Origin of the sequence: Cellulosimicrobium sp. I38E (genome assembly GCF_001647255.1) — a bacterium.
Classification (GTDB): Bacteria; Actinomycetota; Actinomycetes; order Actinomycetales; family Cellulomonadaceae; genus Cellulosimicrobium; species Cellulosimicrobium cellulans_E.
On the sequence record NZ_LUAZ01000061.1, the window covers coordinates 103,927 to 125,797 of the forward strand.

General features: G+C 75.3%; 20 protein-coding genes and 1 pseudogene. 15 read left to right on the plus strand and 6 right to left on the minus strand.

All coding sequences use genetic code 11. The features are described 5' to 3' along the window. Nucleotides 1–4 precede the first annotated feature (4 nt). The 3 genes from A0J59_RS17680 to A0J59_RS17690 are packed head-to-tail and all read left to right on the plus strand — an operon-like array spanning nt 5 to nt 1,546. Complete coding sequence (locus tag A0J59_RS17680; protein ID WP_064316967.1) at nt 5–580, plus strand: dihydrofolate reductase family protein; 576 nt, start codon at nt 5–7, stop codon at nt 578–580. Then, nucleotides 573–806 carry a hypothetical protein gene (locus A0J59_RS17685; protein WP_064316968.1) on the plus strand — a complete coding sequence of 78 codons (234 nt, stop codon included), beginning with the start codon at nt 573–575 and terminating at the stop codon, nt 804–806. Before A0J59_RS17680 ends, A0J59_RS17685 begins: the two co-directional genes overlap by 8 nt. Before the next feature lie 5 nt (nt 807–811). Then, nucleotides 812–1,546, plus strand: coding sequence for a glutamine amidotransferase (locus A0J59_RS17690; RefSeq protein WP_047232269.1), 735 nt, complete (start codon nt 812–814; stop codon nt 1,544–1,546). Nucleotides 1,547–1,582: 36 nt separating this feature from the next. Here the strand turns inward: A0J59_RS17690 and A0J59_RS17695 are convergent, their stop codons facing one another. Both A0J59_RS17695 and A0J59_RS17700 read right to left on the minus strand, forming a co-directional pair. Further along, nucleotides 1,583–2,524: a sulfite exporter TauE/SafE family protein gene (locus A0J59_RS17695; RefSeq protein ID WP_064316969.1), complete on the minus strand. Its 942-nt coding sequence runs from the start codon at nt 2,522–2,524 to the stop codon at nt 1,583–1,585. 182 nt (nt 2,525–2,706) lie between these two features. Further along, the gene (locus A0J59_RS17700) at nt 2,707–3,165 is read right to left on the minus strand and encodes an Rrf2 family transcriptional regulator (protein ID WP_047232267.1); all 459 of its coding nucleotides are present in this window, start codon (nt 3,163–3,165) and stop codon (nt 2,707–2,709) included. A gap of 114 nt (nt 3,166–3,279) precedes the next feature. Between A0J59_RS17700 and A0J59_RS17705 the strand changes: the two genes are divergently transcribed. Both A0J59_RS17705 and A0J59_RS17710 read left to right on the plus strand, forming a co-directional pair. Continuing rightward, nucleotides 3,280–4,080 (plus strand): alpha/beta fold hydrolase, encoded by an 801-nt coding sequence (locus tag A0J59_RS17705; RefSeq protein WP_053371770.1) that lies wholly within the window; start codon nt 3,280–3,282, stop codon nt 4,078–4,080. Continuing rightward, a complete protein-coding gene (locus tag A0J59_RS17710; protein WP_064316970.1) occupies nt 4,080–5,645 on the plus strand; it encodes a SpoIIE family protein phosphatase in 1,566 nt (521 codons plus the stop codon). The genes A0J59_RS17705 and A0J59_RS17710 overlap by 1 nt, the downstream gene beginning before the upstream one ends. On the opposite strand, the gene A0J59_RS17715 is transcribed toward A0J59_RS17710, so the two are convergent. Beyond that, nucleotides 5,619–6,116, minus strand: coding sequence for an NUDIX domain-containing protein (locus A0J59_RS17715; protein WP_064316971.1), 498 nt, complete (start codon nt 6,114–6,116; stop codon nt 5,619–5,621). The genes A0J59_RS17710 and A0J59_RS17715 overlap by 27 nt on opposite strands. A gap of 397 nt (nt 6,117–6,513) precedes the next feature. Here A0J59_RS17715 and A0J59_RS17720 point away from each other — a divergent pair, with 397 nt between their 5' ends. The 6 genes from A0J59_RS17720 (at nt 6,514) to A0J59_RS17745 (ending at nt 14,286) form a co-directional block, all read left to right on the plus strand. Continuing rightward, complete coding sequence (locus tag A0J59_RS17720; RefSeq protein ID WP_220084515.1) at nt 6,514–7,617, plus strand: 3-deoxy-7-phosphoheptulonate synthase; 1,104 nt, start codon at nt 6,514–6,516, stop codon at nt 7,615–7,617. Between the two features lie 163 nt (nt 7,618–7,780). Further along, nucleotides 7,781–8,353: an ECF RNA polymerase sigma factor SigK gene (gene sigK, locus A0J59_RS17725; protein ID WP_064317006.1), complete on the plus strand. Its 573-nt coding sequence runs from the start codon at nt 7,781–7,783 to the stop codon at nt 8,351–8,353. Beyond that, a complete protein-coding gene (locus A0J59_RS17730) occupies nt 8,346–9,116 on the plus strand; it encodes an anti-sigma factor (RefSeq protein ID WP_064316972.1) in 771 nt (256 codons plus the stop codon). Before sigK ends, A0J59_RS17730 begins: the two co-directional genes overlap by 8 nt. A 134-nt stretch (nt 9,117–9,250) precedes the next feature. After that, nucleotides 9,251–9,952 carry a fasciclin domain-containing protein gene (locus tag A0J59_RS17735; RefSeq protein ID WP_064316973.1) on the plus strand — a complete coding sequence of 234 codons (702 nt, stop codon included), beginning with the start codon at nt 9,251–9,253 and terminating at the stop codon, nt 9,950–9,952. A 157-nt stretch (nt 9,953–10,109) separates the two neighbouring features. Continuing rightward, complete coding sequence (locus A0J59_RS17740) at nt 10,110–12,116, plus strand: cytochrome c biogenesis protein DipZ (RefSeq protein ID WP_064316974.1); 2,007 nt, start codon at nt 10,110–10,112, stop codon at nt 12,114–12,116. A 670-nt stretch (nt 12,117–12,786) separates the two neighbouring features. Continuing rightward, nucleotides 12,787–14,286, plus strand: coding sequence for a LamG-like jellyroll fold domain-containing protein (locus tag A0J59_RS17745; RefSeq protein ID WP_156533141.1), 1,500 nt, complete (start codon nt 12,787–12,789; stop codon nt 14,284–14,286). Between the two features lie 22 nt (nt 14,287–14,308). On the opposite strand, the gene A0J59_RS17750 is transcribed toward A0J59_RS17745, so the two are convergent. Then, complete coding sequence (locus A0J59_RS17750) at nt 14,309–15,781, minus strand: DUF4232 domain-containing protein (protein ID WP_064316976.1); 1,473 nt, start codon at nt 15,779–15,781, stop codon at nt 14,309–14,311. A gap of 226 nt (nt 15,782–16,007) precedes the next feature. Between A0J59_RS17750 and A0J59_RS17755 the strand changes: the two genes are divergently transcribed. Then, nucleotides 16,008–16,748 carry a DUF2625 family protein gene (locus A0J59_RS17755; protein WP_082919154.1) on the plus strand — a complete coding sequence of 247 codons (741 nt, stop codon included), beginning with the start codon at nt 16,008–16,010 and terminating at the stop codon, nt 16,746–16,748. A gap of 4 nt (nt 16,749–16,752) precedes the next feature. Here the strand turns inward: A0J59_RS17755 and sigJ are convergent, their stop codons facing one another. Both sigJ and A0J59_RS17765 read right to left on the minus strand, forming a co-directional pair. After that, nucleotides 16,753–17,697 carry an RNA polymerase sigma factor SigJ gene (sigJ, locus tag A0J59_RS17760; RefSeq protein WP_064316978.1) on the minus strand — a complete coding sequence of 315 codons (945 nt, stop codon included), beginning with the start codon at nt 17,695–17,697 and terminating at the stop codon, nt 16,753–16,755. Further along, nucleotides 17,694–18,452, minus strand: a complete 759-nt coding sequence (locus A0J59_RS17765) for an SDR family oxidoreductase (protein ID WP_220084514.1) — start codon at nt 18,450–18,452, stop codon at nt 17,694–17,696. The genes sigJ and A0J59_RS17765 overlap by 4 nt, the downstream gene beginning before the upstream one ends. Nucleotides 18,453–18,558: 106 nt before the next feature. Between A0J59_RS17765 and A0J59_RS17770 the strand changes: the two genes are divergently transcribed. From A0J59_RS17770 to prpB, 3 genes and pseudogenes are all read left to right on the plus strand, one after another. Further along, on the plus strand, nt 18,559–19,290 hold the full coding sequence (locus A0J59_RS17770; RefSeq protein WP_064316980.1) for a GntR family transcriptional regulator: 732 nt from the start codon (nt 18,559–18,561) through the stop codon (nt 19,288–19,290). A gap of 29 nt (nt 19,291–19,319) precedes the next feature. Further along, nucleotides 19,320–20,834: pseudogene (locus A0J59_RS17775) on the plus strand (MmgE/PrpD family protein); the annotation flags it as partial. Between the two features lie 104 nt (nt 20,835–20,938). Next, nucleotides 20,939–21,856, plus strand: coding sequence for a methylisocitrate lyase (prpB, locus tag A0J59_RS17780; protein WP_064316981.1), 918 nt, complete (start codon nt 20,939–20,941; stop codon nt 21,854–21,856). Nucleotides 21,857–21,871 lie beyond the last annotated feature (15 nt).

The window sequence follows — 21,871 nt, forward strand, 5'->3', positions numbered from 1 at the left end:
AGCCATGAGACGACTCACCTACTTCGTGGCCCTGTCCATCGACGGCTTCCTGTCCGGCCCCGACGACGAGGTCGACTTCTACCCGTCCTCCGACGCGTACAGCGCGCGCATGATCGACGCGTTCCCCGACGTCCTGCCCACGCACGGACGCCGCCAGCTCGGGGTCGACGACCAGCCCAACCGGACGTTCGACACGATCGTCATGGGCCGGCGGACGTACGAGCCCGCGCTCGACCTCGGGATCACGAGCCCGTACGCGCACCTGCGCCAGTACGTCGTCTCGTCGTCGCAGCCCGAGCTCGACCCGGCGGTGACGATCGTGCGGGACGACCCGGTCGCGCTCGTGCGCGCGCTCAAGGCCGAGGACTCCTCGCTCGACATCTACCTCGCGGGCGGCGGCGTCCTCGCGGGCGCGCTCCTCGACGAGATCGACCGGCTCGTCGTCAAGCTCTACCCGGTGGTCGCGGGCGCCGGGCGGAACGCGTTCGGCGCGGCCGCGTTCCGGCCCACGACCTACGACCTCACCGACGTCGCCACGTTCGACGGCGGCAACGCCGTCCTCACGTACGACCGTGCCTGAGCGCGTCCCGGCGCGCGTGCTCCGGCGTCGCGCGTCGATCCTCACGGCCCGCGCGGTCGTGACCGTCCGGCTCCTGCGGCCGCACTGCCGCCGGCGCGCGCGCCGGCGGCACCGAGCGGGCGACGTCGCCGCCGCCCCGGTCGGCGGGCTCGACGACCTGGGCGCGCGGCCCCGGCGCGGACCTGCGCCCACCGCGGGCGTGGGCGCGCCCACGCACCTAGCCTGACGCGCATGAGGCCGTTCCTGCTGCTCGCGTCGCGGGCGGAGGACCCCGCCGCGGACGGCGAGCACGCCGCCGTGCTCCGGTACTCCGGGCTGGGCACGGACGCGCTGCACCGCGTCCGGATGGAGGCGGGGCCGCTGCCGGCGATCGACCTCGACGCGTACTCCGGGGTGATCGTCGGCGGCAGCCCGTTCGACTCGTCGCTGCCCGAGGCGGACAAGTCCCCGGTGCAGCGGCGCGTCGAGCAGGAGCTCGCTCCGCTCCTCGACGAGATCGTCGAGCGCGACGTCCCGTTCCTCGGCGCGTGCTACGGCGTCGGGACGCTCGGGCTGCACGAGGGAGCGGTCCTCGACGACACCTACGCCGAGCCCATCTCGCCCGTGACGATCCGGCTCACCGCCGAGGGCCGGGCCGACCCGCTGCTCGCCGACCTCCCCGACGCGTTCGAGGCGTACGTCGGCCACAAGGAGGCCGTGCGGGAGCTGCCGGCGCACGCGGTGCTGCTCGCGACGTCGGACGCGTGCCCGGTCCAGATGTTCCGGGTCAAGGAGAACCTCTACGCGACGCAGTTCCACCCGGAGCTGGACCTGGAGGGGATCCTCACGCGCATCGGCGTCTACCGCGACTACGGGTACTTCGCGCCCGAGACCGCGGGCGACGTCGAGGCGACGGTCCGCCGCGGCGACGTCCGGGAGCCGCACCGCATCCTCGCGGCGTTCGTCCGCCGCTACGCGCGCGACTGACGAGCAGGCGGTCGTCGCTGCTCGGCGTGGGTCGGGTCAGCGGGCGACGGGCTCCGGCTGCGGCGCGGGAGAGTCGGTCGGCGTCCCTGCAGCCGTCGTCGCGGCCTCGAGAGCGACGGCCCGGCGGTGCGCCCGGACGGACCACGCGACGGCCGCGGCCCACACGACGGCGACCAGCCCGAGCACGACACCCTGGACGGCGCCGCTCGCGTCGACCCAGTCGGAGCGCAGCAGGGTGCGGACGTTGGTGAGGACGATGACGCCACCGACCGCCGAGCCGAGGATCCGCGGCGGCAGGAGCCGCACGAGCCACGCCGCGATCGGAGCCGCGACCAGACCGCCGAGCAGCAGCGCGCCCACCCACAGCAGGTCGATGCCCTGCGAGCCCAGCGAGACGAGGAACCCGAGCGACGCGGCGATCGCGACGAGGAACTCGCTCGTGTCGATCGAGCCGATGACCTTGCGCGGCTCGATCCGCCCCGACGCGAGCAGCGCCGGCGTCCCGACGGGGCCCCAGCCGCCGCCGCCCGTGGCGTCGACGAAGCCCGCGACGAGGCCGAGCGGAGCGAGGAACCGCTTGCGCAGCGGCAGACCCTGGCGTCCCTTCGGCAGCCCGACGAACGTGAAGCGGGACAGCACGTACACGCCGAGCCCCAGGAGCAGCAGCGACATCACCGGGGCGGCGACCTCGGTCGACAGGTTCGACAGGAACGTCGCGCCCGCGAACGCGCCGATCGCGCCGGGGACGCCGATCCGTACGACGACCTTCCAGTCCACGTTCCCGAACCGCCAGTGCGCCGCACCCGACGCCAACGTCGTCCCGATCTCCGCCAGGTGGATCGTCGCCGACGCCGCCGCGGGGTTCGTCCCGATCGCGAGCAGGAGCGTCGTCGACGTCACGCCGTACGCCATGCCGAGGCTGCCGTCGACGAGCTGCGCACCGAGGCCGACGAGGGCCAGCAGGATGAGGGTCCGCACCGCGTCTCCTTGCTCGGGTGGCCGGGGCGGCCCCGACGTGTCCTGACAAGGTTGACCGAACGAGTCCAGTATGTGAAGCGCCGCCCACATCGTGGGCCAGTGTTAACGGGCTCGTCGGTCGCACGGCCGTCCCGGCCGAGGCGGCACGTCGAACCGCACCGCCCGACCGCGGGCTCAGCGGGTCAGGGGTTCTCCCAGGCGTCGGCGCGGGCGGCGAGGGCGTGGACGTCGTCGGGGAGGTCGCGACGGACGACGTCGTCGATCGTGACGCGGTCGAGCACGTCGCGGACGCTCGCGCGGAGCGCGACCCAGACCTCCAGGAGCGCGGCCGCGGAGCCCTCGTACTCGAGGCTCGGAGGGCGCTCGTCACGCACGGTGACGAGCGGTCCGTCGACGGCGCGGAAGACGTCGGCCAGGGTCACCTCGGACGCGGGGCGGGCCAGGCGGTGGCCGCCGGAGCGACCGCGGACGCTCGCGACGATGCCGGCCCGCCGCAGGTCGCCGAGGATGCGCTCGAGGAAGCTCACGGGCAGGCCCTGGCCCGCCGCGAGGTCCTCCGCCCGCACGGGGTCGCCGTGGGGTGACGCCGCGAGCTCGGCGCACGCCCGCACGGCATAGTCAGCCTTCGCCGAGACACGCATGAGGACATTGTGCCGTGCGCGGGGTGGCCGACCGCCGTGCCGGGCCCGGGCCGGAGCGATCTCACCCGCGCGGGCCCTGCTCTCCCGTTCAGGTTCCCCTCTACGCTGTGACCCGTGGACGTGCGCGAACGCAACAACGTGCGTGTCGCGGGGCCGTCGGGTGCACCGACGATGGTGCTCGCGCACGGCTTCGGTTGCGACCAGTCGATGTGGCGCTTCGTCGCGCCCGTCTTCGCGGCGGACCACCGGGTCGTGCTCTTCGACCACTCGGGGTGCGGCGCGTCCCACCCGGCGTCGTGGGACCCCGCGCGGCACGGGGAGCTCGCGGGGTACGTCGCGGACCTGGTCGAGATCGTGGAGGACGTCGCGGACGAGCCCGTGATCCTCGTCGGCCACTCGGTGAGCGCGGTGATCGCGCTCCTCGCCGCGGCGGACCGGCCCGACCTCGTCGACCGCCTGGTGCTCGTCGGGCCGAGCCCCCGGTACATCGACGACGAGGGGTACCGCGGCGGGTTCTCCGCGGAGGAGATCGACGAGCTCCTCGAGACGATGGACGCGAACTACCTGGGCTGGACGCAGGCCATGGCGCCGGTGATCGTCGGGAACCCCGACCGGCCGGCGCTGGGGGACGAGCTCGCGGAGGTCTTCCGGCGGAACGACCCGGCGATCGCCCGGCAGTTCGCGCGCGTGACGTTCCTCGGCGACAACCGGGCGGACCTGGCGCGCGTGCGGACCCCCAGCCTCGTCGTGCAGAGCCGCGAGGACGCCATCGCGCCGCAGGCGGTAGGTCGGTACGTGCACGAGCACCTGCCGGGGAGCGAGCTCGTCGTGATCGACTCGGTCGGGCACTGTCCCAACCTCTCGCACCCGGCGCTCCTCGTCGCGGCGATGCGGGACTGGCTCGGGGGCCCCTGATGGTGATGTCGCGCGGCGAGCGCTGGGTGCTCGCGCCCGTCGCGCTCCTGCTCCTCGACGCGGAGGGGCGGGTGCTCGACGCGAACGACGAGTTCCTGCGGCTGCTGGACGTGCCGGACGTGGAGGCGGTCGCCGGGCGGCGGCTCGCGGACCTGCTCACGGTGGGTGGCCGCATCTACTGGGAGACGCACCTCGGTCCGCGCCTGCACATCGAGGGCCGGGTCGACGAGGTCGCGGTCGAGCTGCGCACGCCGCGGGGGCGCGAGCCGGTGCTGCTCACCGCGATCGGGCGCGAGGTCCGGGGTGAGCGCCTCGTCGAGGTCGCGATGCTGGGGGCGCGCGAGCGGTCCCGGTTCGAGCACGAGCTGGTGGGGGCGCGGCGCGCGGCGGAGGAGGCGGAGCGCCGCGTCCGGCTGCTGCACGGCATCGCGGCGGACCTCGCGAGCGTCGCCGGTCTCGACGGCGTCGCGTGGGTCCTGCTCCGGGCGGCGGTGACGATGCTCGGGGCGGGCGACGCGGCCCTGTGGACGCCCCAGGAGGGCGGGCCGCTCCGACGCTGGGGCGGTGCGGCGGGGGTGACCGCCCCGACGATCGACGAGCTGGCCGAGGCGGGCGTGCGCTCGGACGGGACCGTCGTCGTCCCGCTGCGCACGGCCGGGGCGCTGCTCGGCGTCCTCGCGCTGGAGCCGCGTCGGGCGGCGGGCTCGGAACCGGTCGACCTCGGCACGGCCGCCGCGGCCGGCCAGCTCGCGGCGCTCGCGCTGGCCCGGGCGACGACCCACGAGCAGAGCGTGTCGGTCGCGAGCGAGCTCCAGGGCGCGATGCTGTCGGACGGGATCGTCGCCGACCCGCACGTGGAGATCGCCGCGTGCTACCGCCCAGGGGTCCACGACCTCCAGGTCGGCGGCGACTGGTACGACACGTTCCGCGTCGCCCCGGACGTCGTCGCGCTCTCGGTCGGGGACGTGGTGGGGCGCGGGCTCAAGGCCGCGACCGCGATGGGGCAGCTGCGGACGGCGGTCCGCGCGGCGTCGGACACGGGCCTGCCGCCGGAGGAGGTGGTGGAGCGGCTCGACCGCTTCGTCGACCGGACGGGGACCGGCTTCATGGCGAGCCTCGTGTACGGGGAGCTCGAGCTGCTCGAGGGGGTGCTGCGCTACACGTGCGCCGGTCACCTGCCGCCGCTGCTCGTGCGCGCGGACGGGTCGGCGGGCTACCTGTGGGAGGCGCGGTCCACACCGTTGGGCGTCCGGGGCACGACGCCGCGCGTCGCCGACACCGTCACGCTCGCCCCGGGCGACCTGCTGCTCCTCTTCACCGACGGCGTCGTCGAGCGCCGCGACCGGCCGCTCGCGCTCGCGCTCGACGAGCTCGCGGAGATCGTCACGAACGCGCTCGGGGCCGGGCTGCGCGGCGCGGAGCTGCTGGAGGCGGTCGTCGCGCGCGCGCCGGAGGACGACGACGCGTGCCTGCTCGCGGTGCGCTGGCTCGGCCCGGCGGCGTCGGGCGCGTCCGCGACGGAGACGCAGCGCGTGGCGTCAGCGGACGAAGAAGGGGCCGGCTGAGGGATCGGCGAGCCGGCCGAGCGCGTGGCCGAGGCGCTCGACGGTGGAGCGCGCGAGGTCGTCGGGCAGGTCGTCCGGGGCGAACCACGCGACCGCGAGCGACTCGTCGTCCGCGACGTGCGCCGCCGCCGCGGCGGCGGGGGACACGGGTCGGCACAGGAACGCGAGGTCGAGGTACTGCGACCGGTCGCCGTTGGGGTACTCGACCGGTTCGGTGACGGTCACCGCGACCAGCCTGTCCACGACGACGTCGACTCCCGTCTCCTCGCGCACCTCCCGTGCGAGCCCGACCGCGGGGTCCTCGCCGGGCTCGAGGATCCCGCTGATCACGGCCCACTGCCCGGTGTCGGCCCGCTGTCCGAGCAGCAGGCGGCCGTCGTCGTCCACCACGACGGCCGACACCCCCGGCATCCACAGCAGGTCGGTCCCGATGCGGGAGCGGAGCGCGGCGACGAACTCGGGGATCGGCATGCCCCGAGCCTAGGTCGCCCGACCGGCACGTGAGACGCGCCGTCCGGCCCTCGGAGCCCCTGTGCTACGGTCACCTCGTGACTTCTCAGTGGTATTGGCGCTTTACGCAGGCTCCCGGTGGGGCCGTGCGGGCGTTCGCCTGACCACAGATCACCACCCGGAGCCAGCACAGGGCCTTGGACGCGGACCGCGTCCGGGCCCTTCGTCGTGAGACGGGCCGCTCCGGGACCACGGGCGGCAGCAGGCCGGTGAAGCGCCGCTGGGCACCGCTGAGCACTCCGATCTCACGGCGGCCCCCGACCACCGCCGCACAGACCAGGAGCCTCCCGTGACCAGCACGACCACCCCGCCCGAAGCCACGGCGTCCACCCCGACGTCCACCGCGTCGACCGACCGCGTGACGAGTACCGTCGACCCCGTGGACAGCCCCGAGCTCCAGGCCCGCACGAGCGACCTGCGGGTCCGCGCGCTCGACGCGCTCCCCGCCCCGCGCACGATGCTCGCCGACCTCCCGCTCGGCGCCACGCGCAGCGACCTCGTGACGACGTCGCGCCGCGAGGTCCGCGACGTCCTCGCGGGCGACGACGACCGCCTCCTCGTCATCGTCGGCCCGTGCTCCGTGCACGACCCCGAGGCCGCGCTCGAGTACGCGGGGCGCCTGGCCGCCGTCGCGCACGAGCTCGCGGACGACCTCATGATCGTCATGCGCGTGTACTTCGAGAAGCCGCGCACCACGGTCGGCTGGAAGGGCCTCATCAACGACCCGCACCTGGACGGCTCGCACGACGTGCACCACGGCCTGCGCCTCGCGCGCGAGGTGCTGCTGGGCGTCCTCGACGCCGGCGTCCCGGCCGCGTGCGAGTTCCTCGAGCCGACGAGCCCGCAGTACATCGCCGACGCCGTGTCGTGGGGTGCGATCGGCGCGCGCAACGCCGAGTCGCAGGTGCACCGCCAGCTCGCCTCGGGCCTGTCCATGCCCGTCGGGTTCAAGAACGCGACCGACGGCGACGTGCAGATCGCGGTGGACGGCTGCATCACCGCGGCGAGCGAGCACACGTTCTTCGGCATGGACTCGCTCGGCCGGGCCGCCGCCGTGGAGACCGCGGGCAACCCCGACTGCCACGTCATCCTGCGCGGTGGCCGCTCGGGCCCCAACTACGGGGCCGACGACGTCGCGGCGGCGCTCGCGGTCGCGCGCACCTCGGGCCGGGGCGGGCTCACGGAGCACGGGCTGGTCGTGGACGCCTCGCACGGCAACTCGGGCAAGAGCCACGTGCGCCAGGCAGAGGTCGTGCGCGAGGTCTCCGCGCGCCTCGCCGAGGGCGAGCAGGGGATCACGGGCCTCATGATGGAGAGCTTCCTCGTGGCGGGCGCGCAGAAGCCCGCGCCGAGCGGCCTCGTGTACGGGCAGTCGGTCACCGACGCGTGCATCGACTGGGGCACGACGGCCGACCTCCTGCGCGAGCTCGCCGCCGCGGTCCGCACCCGGCGCGCGCTCTGACCGGTGCCCCCGGGACGGGAACCCATCCGTCCGCGCGTCGGCGCCGAACCGAGGGTGTCCCGGACGGACCGGGACGGCGCTGGCGACGGGAGGTCGGGTGCCGAGAGCCGTGGTCGACGCGCCGCAGCGCGTGGGGGAGGCGCCCGTGCTGCACACTGACCGGGTGCCACCTCCCGTGACGACGAACCCGGCGGTCGACGCTGCGCTGTCAGCGTGCGCCGGCGGTGACCCGGCGGCGTTCGCGCCCGTCTACGACGCGCTCGCGCCGGTCGCCTACGGCACGTGCCTGGGCGTCCTGCGGGACCCGGACCACGCGGCGGAGGTCGTGCAGGAGGTGATGGTGGAGGTGTGGCAGACGGCGGCGCGCTACGACGCGACCCGCGGCTCGGCGCGCACGTGGGTCGCCACGCTCGCGCGGCGGCGCGCGGTGGACCGCGTGCGGGCCGAGCAGGCGCGCCGTGACCGCGACCAGCGCGACGTGGACGCCTCGACGGCCGCGGCACCGCGGGACGTGGTGGTGGAGGACGTCGAGCGACGTCTCGAGGGCGCGGCCGTGCGGCGCTGCCTGGACTCGCTCACGGCGACGCAGCGGGAGGCGGTCGTGCAGGCGTACTACGGCGGGCTCACCTACCGGGAGGTCGCGGAGCGGCTCGACGCCGCGCTGCCGACCGTGAAGTCCCGCATCCGGGACGGGCTCCTGCGGCTCCGCGACTGCCTGGGGGTGCGTCGTGGCTGACCTGACCACGCCCCGCGGTGACGGCGCGGACGACCGTCCGGACGTCCGCGACCTGCTCCCCGCCTACGCGCTCGACGCGGTGGACGACGTCGAGCGGCGCGCCGTCGAGCGCCTGCTCGCGGCCGACCCCGACGCGCGGCGCGAGCTCGACGAGTACCGCGACGTCGTGGCGGCGTTCGCGGTCGAGAGCGCCCCGCCGCCCGCCCTGCGCGACGCCGTGCTGGCCCGGGTGGCGGCGTCCGCGGCCCCGGTCCCGTCCGCCGGGGAGAGCACGGGGGGTGGCGTCGTCGTGGACCTCGCGGCCGCCCGCCGCGCGCGTCGACGGCGCTGGACCGGGCTCGCGGCGGCGGTGGCCGCGGTGGTCGCGGTGGCCGTCCCGACCACGGTCGCGGTCCGCGCGACGCAGGAGCAGTCGCGCCTGGAGGCGCAGGCGGACGCGATCGAGCGCATGCTCGCCGACCCCGACGCGACGATCCTGCACGGCGACGTCGAGGGGGGCGGCCAGGCGTCCGTGCTCGCCGCCGGCGACGACATGTACTTCCGTGCCTCCGACCTTCCCGACGCGGGCGACGACCGCGACTACCAGCTCTGGGTGGTCGAGGCCGATGGTGCCGTCGTCTCGGCGGGCGTCCTCGACGTCCAGGACGGCAGCACGTCCCGGCTCGTCCAGGGCGAGCCGGGCGTCGGCATGGCCGTGACGGTCGAGCCGGCGGGCGGCTCGGAGCAGCCCACGGCGGACCCGGTGGTCGCGCTCGTCGGCTGAGCGGTGCGGCTCGGAGGGGTCGGGACGCGCGCGAGAAAAACTCGTGCCGATCCCGACCCATCCACCCGGGGCGGCGCTCCGAACCCTCGGCATGACGCCCCGCACCGGCGGGGCGACGACCCGAGGAGAGACCGATGAACGTTCGCACCCGCACGTCGTACGCCGTCGCCGGCATCGCCACGCTCGCCGTGCTCGGCCTGTCCGCGTGCAGCTCGGACACGGACACGGGGTCCGACTCGACGACGACCGACTCCCAGTCCGACACCATGACGGACGACTCGACGTCCGACGACATGACCGACGACTCGACCGAGGGCTCGGACGACATGGCGGCCGACCCCGCCGCGAACCTCGTGGGCCCCGGCTGCGCGGCCTACGCGGAGCAGGTGCCCGACGGCGCCGGGTCGATCACGGGCATGTCGACCGACCCCGTCGCCGTGGCGGCGTCGAACAACCCGCTGCTCACGACGCTCACCGCGGCCGTCTCGGGTGAGCTGAACCCGGACGTCGACCTCGTCGACACGCTCAACGGCGGCGAGTTCACCGTGTTCGCCCCCGTCGACGACGCGTTCGCGAAGATCGACGCCGCGACGCTCGACTCGCTCAAGACGGACTCCGACACGCTGACGAAGATCCTCACGTACCACGTGGTGCCCGGCCAGCTCACGCCCGACCAGGTCGTCGGCGAGCACGAGACCGTCGAGGGCGGCACGGTCGAGGTGACCGGCTCGGGCGACGAGCTCATGGTCAACGACGCGGCCGTCGTGTGCGGTGGCGTGATGACGCAGAACGCGACCGTGTACCTCGTCGACTCGGTGCTCATGCCGACCATGTGACCCTCCCGGCGCGTCCAGAAGCGGGCGCGCGGTGGACCTGCGCGAGCGGGTCCCGACGGCCCCGACCGGACGGTTGGGGCCGTCGTCGTGCGCCCGGCGACGTGCCCTCGGCGCGTGGCGGACCCATCCGCGAGGGCCGCCGGTCCGAACCCCGGGCATGGAGACGCTCATCGTCATCGGCCTGCTCGGGGGACTCATCACGGGGATCTCGCCGTGCATCCTGCCCATGCTGCCCGTCATCTTCTTCGCGGGCGGCGTGCAGGGCGCGCGCACGGGGGAGCCGCCGTCGGGCACCTCGGAGCCCGGGACGGGCGGCGTCTCCCCGAGGCTGTTCGCGGGCGTCCCCGACGCGGTCCGCGTCGGCGGCCGCCCGGCGGCAGGGCTGCGTGGCCGGGGCGGCCCGGGCGGCGCGCAGGAGGCCCGCGGGACGCGGGAGGTCACGGCGCGGCCGACGCGCGGCGGGACGCTCGCCCTCGACCTGTCGACGGGGGACGCCGCGGAGCCCGCCACCCCGGTCGACGGCGGACCCGGGCGCCGTGCGTCCCGGCGGGCCGCGCGCCGCTCGTGGCGCCCCTACCTCGTCATCGCGGGCCTGGTCCTCAGCTTCAGCGTCTTCACGCTCCTCGGCTCCCTCCTGCTGACCGCGCTCGGGCTCCCGCAGGACCTGCTGCGCTGGGCGGGCATCGTGCTCCTCGTCGCGATCGGCGTGGGGATGATCGTGCCGCGCGTCGAGGAGGTCCTGGAGCGGCCGTTCCGGCGGATCGCGGCGCTCGGGGCACGACGCGGCGCCGCCCGACAGGACCGCGGGGCGTTCGTGCTCGGCCTCGGCCTCGGCGTGCTGTACGTGCCGTGCGCCGGGCCCGTCCTCGCGGCGATCACCGTGGCGGGGGCGACGGGGAACATCGGCCCGGGGACCGTCGCGCTGACGGTGTCGTTCGCGGTCGGGGCGGCGGTCCCGCTCCTCGTCTTCGCGCTCGCCGGGCGACGTGTCGCGGAGCGGGTCCGCGGGTTCCAGCGACACACGCGCGGCATCCGCGTCACGGGCGGCGTCGTGATGATCGCGCTCGCGGGCGCGCTCGCGCTCAACCTTCCCGCCGCGCTCCAGCGCGCCCTGCCCGACTACACGGGCGCGCTCCAGCAGCGGGTCGACGAGAACGACGCCGTGCGCGAGGCGCTCGACCTCGGCGGGCTCGTCACCGACGAGAACCGTGAGCTGTCGAACTGCTCGAACGGCGCGCCCGTGCTCGAGGACTGCGGCACCGCCCCGGAGCTGCGTGGCATCGACACGTGGCTCAACACCCCGGGCGGCGAGGCGCTGACGCTCGAGGGGCTGCGCGGCAAGGTCGTGCTGGTCGACTTCTGGACCTACTCCTGCATCAACTGCCAGCGCGCGATCCCGCACGTCAACGCCTGGTACGACCGGTACCGCGACGTCGGCGCGGGGTTCGAGGTCGTCGGGGTCCACACGCCCGAGTTCGCGTTCGAGCGCGAGACGCGCAACGTCGTCGCGGGCGCGCAGGACCTCGGCGTCACCTACCCCGTGGCCCAGGACAACGCGTACGCGACCTGGACCGCCTACCGGAACCGCTACTGGCCCGCGCAGTACCTCGTCGACGCCGACGGGACCGTGCGTCACATCCGCTTCGGGGAGGGCGGGTACGAGGACACCGAGCGCCTGGTTCGCGAGCTCCTCGAGGACGCGAACCCGGGCGTCGAGCTGCCCGCGCCCACCGCCGTCGGCGACACCACGCCGCAGGACGAGACGACGCCGGAGACCTACTTCTCGATCAAGCGCGTCGTCAACTACGCGGGCGAGCCGCGCTACGCCGCGGGGCAGCAGGACTTCACGCTCGCCGACGACCAGCGGCAGGACACGTTCTCGCTCGGCGGCACGTGGGACGTCGACTTCCAGGGCGCGACCGCCGTGTCCGACGACGCGCGCGTGCGCCTCGCGTACCGCTCGACCGACGTGTTCACGGTGCTCGGCGGCGAGGGCACCGTCACGGCGCGCGTCACGACGGACGGGCGGACCACGACCCGCGAGATCGACGTCTCCGGCAGCCCGACGCTCTACCCCGTCCTGGAGGGCGACGGCCCGACGGAAGGACTCGTCGAGCTCGACGTCCCGCCCGGCGTCCAGGTGTTCACCGCGACGTTCGGGTGAGTTCCGAGGGCCGTGCCGCGATCGCCCGAACAGCCGTGTCGGCGGTGCCCGCTGCCGGTGTACATTTCCGCCAGCCGCCGCGCGAGGACCTGGTCGAGGACGACCCAGGGCCACGCGGGTACCTCGCCGAGGAACGGCGAGCGGGATGATCGGGGGAGACGTGAGACGAACGACGCGCGGGACGACGGCCGTGCTGCTGAGCGTGGTGCTGGCCCTCACGGGCCTGACCGCCGGTGCGACGACGGCGAGTGCCGTACCGGTACCGAGCACCGGGGCCGCCGAGGCTGGTGCACCCCTCGTCCTCGACGGTGACGGTGTCCCACGGACCGTGCTGCGGTCGGCGCTCCCGCGGTCGGCATCCGGATTCGCCTTCGAGGGCCCGCAGGTCGTCGGAGGGTGCGCCTCCGGTCTCCTCTGCACGGTTCTGGGCGAGTCGCGTGTCGCGTGGGACTTCACCGACGCCGTCGCATCGGCCGTGCCCGTGGGCGCGACGGTCTCTCGCGCGACCTTGACGACGTCCGGCGTGCAGGGCGCGCAGTGCCGGACGAGCCCGGTCACGGCGCACGTGGTGGGCGCGGTGGTCCGGTCGAGCGTGTGGGCGAACCATGCCTCGACGTGGGGACCCACTGTGGCTTCGGCGACCTCGTCCGCACGCTGCGACCGTTGGGGCGTGGTGTCCTGGGACGTCACCGCGCCCGTCGTGGAGGCGGTCGCGTCCGGCGGTCCCGTCGCGCTCGGCCTCTCCGGCGCACGGTCCGGGCTGGCCGTGCTCGGTGCGGAGGCGGCGCTCGAGCTCGAGCTCGCACCTGCGGCCGGAGCGACCGCGACCGCGCTCGGGACCGCGGACCCCGAGAGCGCGTGCGTGACGGGCGATGGCCGACCGACCGTGCGGTCGAGCACTCCGACGCTCCGGGCAGAGCTCTCCGGCGGGGGGTCCGGGGCGCTCCTGGCTCGGTTCGCCCTGCAGGACGTCGCGACGGGCGCCGAGCTGTGGACGGCGGAGACGCTGCCCCAGTCCACGGGGACGGTCGCGGCGGTGGTGGTGCCGTCGGGTCTGCTGCAGCACGACGGCGTGTACTCGTGGGAGGCACGGGCGGCCACGGCGGACGGCGGGGCCTGGAGCGAGGCGAGCAGGTGCGAGTTCGTCGCCGACCTCGTGCGGCCCGAGCTGGAGCCAGTGATCACGCCCGTCGAGGGTGAGCCCGCGGTCTACCGGGAGGGTGCGACGACCGGCGGTGTCGGCGTGCGCGGCGCGTTCGTGCTGTCCACCGACGAGCCGGGGGTCGTGGCGATCCGCTACTCGTTCGACTCGGAAGCGCTCGACCGTTCGACGGTGCCGGGCGAGCGGGTCGAGTTCACGCCGACGACGAGCGGAAGCCACCGGATCTCCGCGCAGGCGGTCGACGCTGCCGGGGGAACGGGCCCGGTGCGCCTCTACCGGTTCTCCGTGGCGAGCGCGGCGCCGGTGCGCTGGGCGTTCTCCGAGGGCTCGGGGCCGGAGGCGCGAGACGCCTCGGGCAGCCGCTCGCTCACCCTCGCGCATGACGGCATGTGGGGTCGCGGGTACCTCGCGGACTTCGAGATCGACCCGTCGGACGGCGCGCTCGTGATCGCCGACGACGCGTCCGCCGCCTGGTCCGCGACGCCCGTGGCGCCGACGGGCGGTGCCTTCTCCGTGGGGGCGACTGTGCGGGCCGACGCGACCGGGGCGACGCGTGCCGCCGTGAGCCAGGTGGGGGACCGGGCGAGCGCGTTCTCCCTGGGCGTGCGGCACGACGCCGCGTGCGGGACGGCGTCCGGCACGTGCTGGGCGTTCTGGACGGCGGACAGCGACGCCGACGGCTCGGCGTCGACCATCGCGTTCTCCGGCGTCGACGTGAAGCCCGGGTCGTGGGTTCGGCTGACGGGCGTGCGGGATACCGCCGCGGGTGAGCTGCGCCTCTACGTCTGCGAGATCGGCTCGGTGGACGACCCGGGTGCTGGCGAGACGACGCTCGCGGGAACCGTCGCGACCTCGAGCCCGGGCTGGCCGTCGAGCGGTGCTCTCCAGGTCGGTCGGGCGCAGCGCGACGGCACGTGGACGGACCACTGGCGAGGCGCGGTCGACCGGTTGTCGGTCGTCGACGGTGTGCAGTCGGAGAGCCAGATGGTTCGGGAGTGCCTGAGCTGATGCCCCGCAGCCCGCGAGCTCGTCACCCCGTCCGGGCAGGTGCCCACGACCCGATCGTCGCGGTCCCGCCGCCGAGCAGGTCGAGGCCGTCGCCGACGCCGGGGATCCCCGCGAGCCCGACGACCGACTCTGGGTCGCCCGGGTGCGGGGCCACGAGCAGCGTCGTGACGAGCGGCGGGTCGTCGGCCGTCGACCCGCCGCGCCACGAGAGCGCGGCCCAGGCGGTGGCGCCGGGTGCGAGCGTGAGCGGAGCGAGGCCGTCGTCGTCCGGCTCGAGGAGCACGTCCGTCTCCGAGCCGCCGTCGGCGACGAAGCGGACCGCGGGCGCGCCGGCGAGGACGCACTCCGCGGTGCTGTCGTTGCGCGCCGTGACGGTGAGGAAGCGGCGCCCCGCCGCGGCGTCGAACCCCAGTGCCCCGAGCGCGAGGTCGCCGGGCGCGCACGCGCCCGCAGGGTGGGTCCCGGCCGTCGGGGCGACCCCCGCGACGAACCCGGAGCGCGTCGCGGACGCGCCGCCGTCGGTCGCGCCGTGGACCTGGTACGCGAGCACGGGGCCCGGGTAGGCCGCGCCGTCGAGCACGCGCGCGACCACGGCCGCGTCGCCCGAGGTGACCACCGTGAGCAGGGGGTCCTGCGGGAACGTGTCGCGGACGGCGTCGTGCACGACCTGCGTCACGCCGGGCTCCGCCGCGACGTCGGCCAGGAGCGTGAGCAGGGCGTCGTCGGGGACGGTCAGCCCGTCGCCGTCGTAGGTGCCGACACCGGAGCCGTCGACGCCGAGGCTCGTCAGCCCGCGGCCCTCGGCGCGCACGAGCCCGGCGACGGGGACGAGGTCGTCGGCCGAGCGGACGTCGACCGAGGCGGCGCCCGGGGCGAGGTACACGCGCCGCACGGAGTCGTGGGCGACGAGGCGCACGGCGTCGGCGACCGGGTCGGCCCCGAGGAGGTCGGGGCGCGGCTCCCCGGTGGCCGGGTCGACGCCGGGGACGGTGGCCGCTCCCGGGCCGTGCTCGACGGCGAGCGTCCCGCCGCCGGTGCCCGTGCCCTCGACGCGGAGCGACCACGCGCCGCCCCCGGGCACGGCCGCGACGATCGCGCTCGCGTCCCTGGCGGTGCGCTGCGCGACCTCGGGGTCCGGGAGCGGAGTCACGAGCGTGATCTCGGCCGACGTGCCCACCCGCCCGTTCGTCTGCACGTCCTCGACGCCCGGCAGGGCGAGGAGGAGCGCGATCATGTCCTCCGTCCCCTGTCCCGGATCGCCCGCCCTGGGCGACGTCGCCGTCGACCCGTCCGGTGGCGACGACGGGAGCGCGGCCGGGCCGTCGGTCACGGCGGTGTCGAGGACCGCGGGCGCGAGGAGCGAGGCGACGACCGCGAGGCCCACGCCGGCGACCGACGCGACGACGGCGACCGCGCCCCGCGGGACCCGGCGTGCGCTCGCGGGTCGAGGTCCGTGGGTGCCGTCCGCCGTCGGTACGGTGCGCTCGTCGTCCACGGCCGAGACGCTACCCACAGGGACACCCCGGCGTGACCGCGCGGACGCGGTCTGCGCGGGCTCGCCGCCGAGTCTTCACACCCAGACCGTGACGGCCCGAACGATCGGTGGTCGGTCGTGCCGCAGGAGCCCTTCCGAATCGGTCTTTCAGCCCATCGGGGGACCTGCCGGGCGCCGCTCCATAGCAGGACTCCTGGTTACCGGCAACATCTGGCATGATCCGGCCATGACAGTGAGGACGGCAGCGGAGCTGGCGGCGGTCGACGACCCCGCCTGGCCGACGCTCTCCCGCATGCTCGGGCGCGGTGGCGTGGAGGTCGTGCCGGCCCCGGCGTGGTCGCTCGAGGTCCTCTTCCGGCTCCAGGTCACCGTCCGCTCGACGCTGGGCGCGCTCGCGCTGCACACCGGCGGGGTGCTCGTCGACGGCGGGTGGCTGCGGATCATCGGTGGGGGCGGGGCCGGGCTGCCCGACCTCGCGACCGTCAACGGGCTCGGCGAGCCGGGTGACGACAGCGTCGCGCCGTCGGTCCTGGTCGTCGCGTACGACGTGCTCGGCGGCACGTTCGCGATCAACGGCGGCGGCCTCCCGGGCCAGCTCGGCAACGTCAACTACTTCGCGCCCGACTCGCTCACGTGGGTCGACCTGGGCTTCGGCCAGGCCGCGTTCCTCGAGTGGGCGGTGAGCGGCGGGACGACGGAGTTCTACGCCTCCGTCCGGTGGCCCGGCTGGTACGACGAGATCGGGGCGGTCCGCCTCGACGAAGGGCTGAGCCTCTACCCGCCGTTGTGGTCGGAGGAGGGGCGCGACGTCGCGCGGTCGTCGCGCACCACCGTCCCCCTCGGCGAGCTGGTCGACTGGCACTTCGAGATGGCCGAGCGCATGACGCCGGTCGACGACTACGTGCGCGACGCCGACGAGCACCTCGACGGCTACGGCGCTTGGCCGGCCGGCGACTACCGGCCGTAGCCCGTCAGGGCCACCACGGACCGGCGTCGTCGAGCAGGCCCGGCGGCACCGTGCTCAGCTTGTCCGGGTTCCGCACGATGTCGAGCGCCACGATGCGGCCGTCCGCGAGCGTGAAGGCCAAGACCGTGAGCACCCCCGAGCCGTCGACGAGCGCGAGCCCCGGGCTGCCGTTGACGTCGACCGCCCCGGCGCCGCGCGGCCGGTTGCGGAGGTAGGAGAGCAGGACCTCCCCGACGCTCTGTGCCCCCTGGACCGGGTGCCGCAGCGCGCGGACCTTGCCGCCGCCGTCGCCTCGGAGCATCACGTCGGGGTCGAGCAGGCCGAGCAGCGTCGGCAGGTCGTCGCCCGCGCACGCCGCGACGAACGCCTCGACGACGCGCTCCTGCTCGGCGCGCGACGTCCGGCCGCGCGGCCGTCCCGCCTCGACGTCCTTCCGGGCGCGTGACGCGAGCTGGCGCACCGCCGCGGGGGAGCGCCCGACGACGTCGCCCACCTCCTCGAACGGCAGCCCGAAGACGTCGTGCAGCACGAACGCGACGCGCTGCGCGGGGGAGAGGCGCTCGAGCACGACGAGCAGCGCCATGCTCACCTCCTCGTCGAGCGTGGCGCGGTCGGCGGGATCGGCGGCGTCCCGCGCGGTCGCGGCGGACGACGCGACCGGGGACCGCGCGCCGGGCGCGGTGACGACGGGCTCGGGCAGCCACGTCCCGACGTAGCGCTCGCGCCGCACGCGCGCGCTGCCGAGCACGTCGAGCGCGAGGCGGCCGACCGTCGTCGTGAGCCACGCCGCGAGGTTGCGGATCGACGCGGGGTCCTGGGTGCGCAGGCGCAGCCACGCGTCCTGCACGCAGTCCTCGGCGTCCGACCACGATCCCGTGGTCGCGTAGGCGAGGCGCAGGAGGCGCGGGCGCTCGGCCTCGAAGGCGTGCGCGAGGTCGTCGGTGCTCATCGCGCGGCCGGCGCCGTGGAGCGCTGCGCGGCGAGCCAGCCGGCGAACGTCGTCGTGCCGCGCGCGTCCGGGTGCGGGTCCGTGAGGCCGCCCGCGCGCAGTGCGCGCCCGAGACGCCCGGGCAGCGGCACCCGTACGGGGAGCGCCCGGGAGCCGGTGGCCGCACGCCAGGCGCGCGCCACGTCCCGCAGGTCGAGCACCTCGGGCCCGGCGACGGTCGTGGTCGAGCGGAGCGGCTCGCGCCCCGCGGCGTCGGCGACGGCCGAGCCCGCGTCCCGCGCCGCGACGGGCTGGACCGGGACGCGCAGCAGCGGGACGACACCGCGCCGCGCGGCGCCCGCGAGCGTCCCGGCGACGAACTCGTGGAACTGCGTCACCGCGACGACCGTCCACGGGACGTCGCCGGCCGCGACCGCCCGCTCCTGCTCGACCTTCACGCCGTAGTAGGCCATCGGCACATCGTGGCATCCCACGATCGAGACGAGCACGTGGTGCCGCACCCCGGCGTCGCGCTCGGCCGCGAGCAGCCGGCGCGTCCCGTCGACGAGCGTCGCCCGCGAGGTCGCCGTGGACGACGCCGCGTTGCTCGCGTCCACCACGACGTCCACCCCGGCGAGCGCGGCGGCCAGGCCGACGCCCGTCGTGAGGTCGACCGGGTAGTGCTCCGCGTGCCGGCTCAGCGCGCGCACCTCGTGCCCCCGCGCGGTCAGCTCCGCGACGACGTGCCGGCCGATCGTCCCTGTCCCACCTGTCACTGCGATCCTCATGCCCGTACGACGCCGCAGCGCCCCGGGATGTGACACGCTCACCCGCGACCGACACTTGTATACAAGTGCGCAGTCCGTGTGGCACGATGGCCGGGTGACGACGACGCCCGACCTGCGCGCCGCCGTCGGGCAGGCCGCGACGGCCCCCGGCGACGCGGGCCTCGCGCGCCGTCAGTCCGGCGCCCGCGCGGTCTACGACCTCCTCCGCGGCCGCATCATCGACGGCTCGCTCGCGCCCGACGCCCGCCTCACCGAGCCCGTGCTGTCCGCCGAGCTCGGCGTCTCCCGGACCCCGGTGCGCGAGGCGCTGCGCCTGCTCCAGGCGGAGGCGCTCGTCGTCGAGCTGCCCACGGGGGGAGTGCGCGTCGCGCCGCTCGACCTCGCGGACGCACGTCGCGTCTACGACGTGCGCGCCCGCCTCGAAGGGCTGCTCGCCCGGGACGCGTGCGAGCGCGCCACGCCCGACGACGTCGCGCGCCTCGTCCGGCTCGTGACCCTCATGGACGCCGTGCGCGACCACGAGGACGAGGTGCTGCGCGTCGGCGCACAGTTCCACGGCGAGATCGAGGCGCTCGCCGACAACCGCTGGGGGTCGGCGCTCCTGCGCCAGATCCGCGGCCACGTCGACCGGTACCGCGCGCTCGCCGCACGCCGCCGCGTCGGCACCACCGACCACGTCGACGAGCACCGCGCCGTCGCGGACGCGATCGCGAGCCGCGACCCCGCCGCGGCCGAGGCCGCGATGCGTGCCCACATCGAGCGCAGCGCGGCCCTCGCCGAGCAGTCCCTGCGCGGCGTGGGGTCGGCGGCCGACGACCTCCCCTGACCACCGCCCACCGCACGACGGAGACACCGATGCCGTACACCCACCACCTGCGCGTCTACCCCAGCGCGGAGCCGCTCGACCGCACCGACCAGCTCGCGTGGAAGCTCGCCGAGCTCGCGACGGACCCGGTCGAGGTCACGCCCGAGGTCGTCGACATGGTGATCAACCGCGTCATCGACAACGCGGCCGTCGCGGCGGCGAGTCTGACGCGCGGCCCCGCGGTCGCGGCGCGCGGCCAGGCGCTCGCGCACCCGTACACGCCGGGCGCGACGGTGTTCGGCTGCGGCCTCACCACCGGCACGAGCCCCGAGTGGGCGGCGTGGGCGAACGGCGTCGCGGTGCGCGAGCTCGACTTCCACGACACGTTCCTCGCCGCCGAGTACTCCCACCCGGGCGACAACATCCCGCCGATCCTCGCCGTCGCGCAGCACGCCGGGTCCGACGGCGCCGCGGTCGTGCGGGCGATCGCGACCGGCTACGAGATCCAGGTCGACCTCGTGCGCGCGATCAGCCTGCACCGGCACAAGATCGACCACGTCGCGCACCTCGGGCCGTCGGCCGCCGCGGGCATCGGGACGCTCCTCGGCCTCGACACCGAGACGGTGTTCCAGGCGATCGGCCAGGCCCTGCACACGACGACGGCCACGCGCCAGTCCCGCAAGGGCCAGATCTCCACGTGGAAGGCGCACGCCCCGGCGTTCGCGGGCAAGGTCGCGGTCGAGGCCGTCGACCGGGCGATGCGGGGGCAGACGTCGCCCGAGCCGATCTACGAGGGTGAGGACGGCGTCGTCGCGTGGCTGCTCGACGGCCCGGACGCGGCGTACGACGTCGTGCTCCCCGCACCGGGCGAGCCCAAGACCGCGATCCTCGACACGTACACCAAGGAGCACTCCGCGGAGTACCAGTCGCAGGCGCTCATCGACCTCGCCCGCGCGCTGCACGACGAGCACCCGTGGCTCGCCGACCCCGAGAACGTCACGTCGATCGTCATCCACACGAGCCACCACACCCACTACGTCATCGGCTCCGGCGCGAACGACCCGCAGAAGTACGACCCGACGGCGTCGCGCGAGACGCTCGACCACTCGATCCCCTACATCTTCGCGGTCGCGCTGCAGGACGGCGGCTGGCACCACGTCGACTCGTACACGCCCGAGCGCGCCGGCCGCCCCGACACCGTCGCGCTGTGGGCCAAGGTCACGACCGCCGAGGACCCCGAGTGGACGCGCCGCTACCACTCGACCGACCCGGCCGAGAAGGCGTTCGGCGGGCGCGTAGAGATCGAGCTGGCCGACGGCGGCCGCCTCGTCCGCGAGATCGCCGTCGCCGACGCGCACCCGCTCGGCGCGCGGCCGTTCGGGCGCGAGCAGTACGTCAAGAAGTTCCGCACGCTCGCCGCGGGCGTCCTCGAGGACGCCGAGATCGAGCGCTTCCTCGACCTCGCGCAGCGGCTCCCGGAGCTCACGCCCGCGGAGGTGCGCGAGCTGACGATCGTCGGGCGCCCCGGGCTCCTCGACTCCGTCCCGACCCCGACCGGCCTGTTCGAGCTGGGGCGTGACGACGCCGGCGAGGCGCCGGCCGAGTTCGAGGGCGAGGGCTTCACCATGCACGAGGCGGACGAGCCTGCGACCGAGGGAGAGGCCCGCTGATGCTGTACAGCCAGGTGACGTCGTCGGACAAGCGGCGCGCGTTCCGCGCGGCGCTCGACGCCGCGGCGACCACGGGAGATCCGCTGCGGCTCCCGGGCGCGTTCAACCCGCTGTCCGCGCGCCTGATCCAGGACAAGGGCTTCGACGGCGTGTACGTGTCGGGGGCCGTGCTCTCGGCGGACCTCGGCCTGCCCGACATCGGCCTCACGACCCTCACCGAGGTCGCGGGGCGCTCGCAGCAGATCGCGCGCGTCACCGACCTGCCCGCGCTCGTCGACGCCGACACCGGGTTCGGCGAGCCCATGAACGTCGCGCGCACGGTCCAGACGCTCGAGGACGCGGGCGTCGCGGGCGCGCACGTCGAGGACCAGGTCAACCCCAAGCGGTGCGGTCACCTCGACGGCAAGGAGGTCGTCGGGCTCGACGAGGCGGCCAAGCGCGTCCGTGCGGCCGCCGACGCGCGGCGCGACCCCGGCTTCCTGATCATGGCGCGCACCGACGTCCGCGGCACCATCCCCGGTGACGCCGGGCTGCGGGCCGCGATCGACCGCGCGAAGGCGCTCGTCGACGCGGGTGCCGACGCGATCTTCCCCGAGGCCATGAAGGACCTCTCGGAGTTCGAGGCCGTCGCGTCGGCCGTGGACGTGCCCGTGCTCGCCAACATGACCGAGTTCGGCAAGTCCGAGCTCTTCACCCGCCGCCAGCTCGGCGACGCCGGCGTGCGGCTGATCATCTACCCCGTCACGCTCCTGCGGGTCGCGATGGGCGCCACCGAGCGCGCGCTCGACGAGATCGCCGCGACCGGCACCCAGGCGGGGCAGGTCGAGGGCATGCAGACGCGCGCCCGCCTCTACGAGCTGCTCGACTACGCCGCCTACAACACGTTCGACGAGGGCATCTTCACCTACCGGCCCTGACGACCCCGCCGGTGC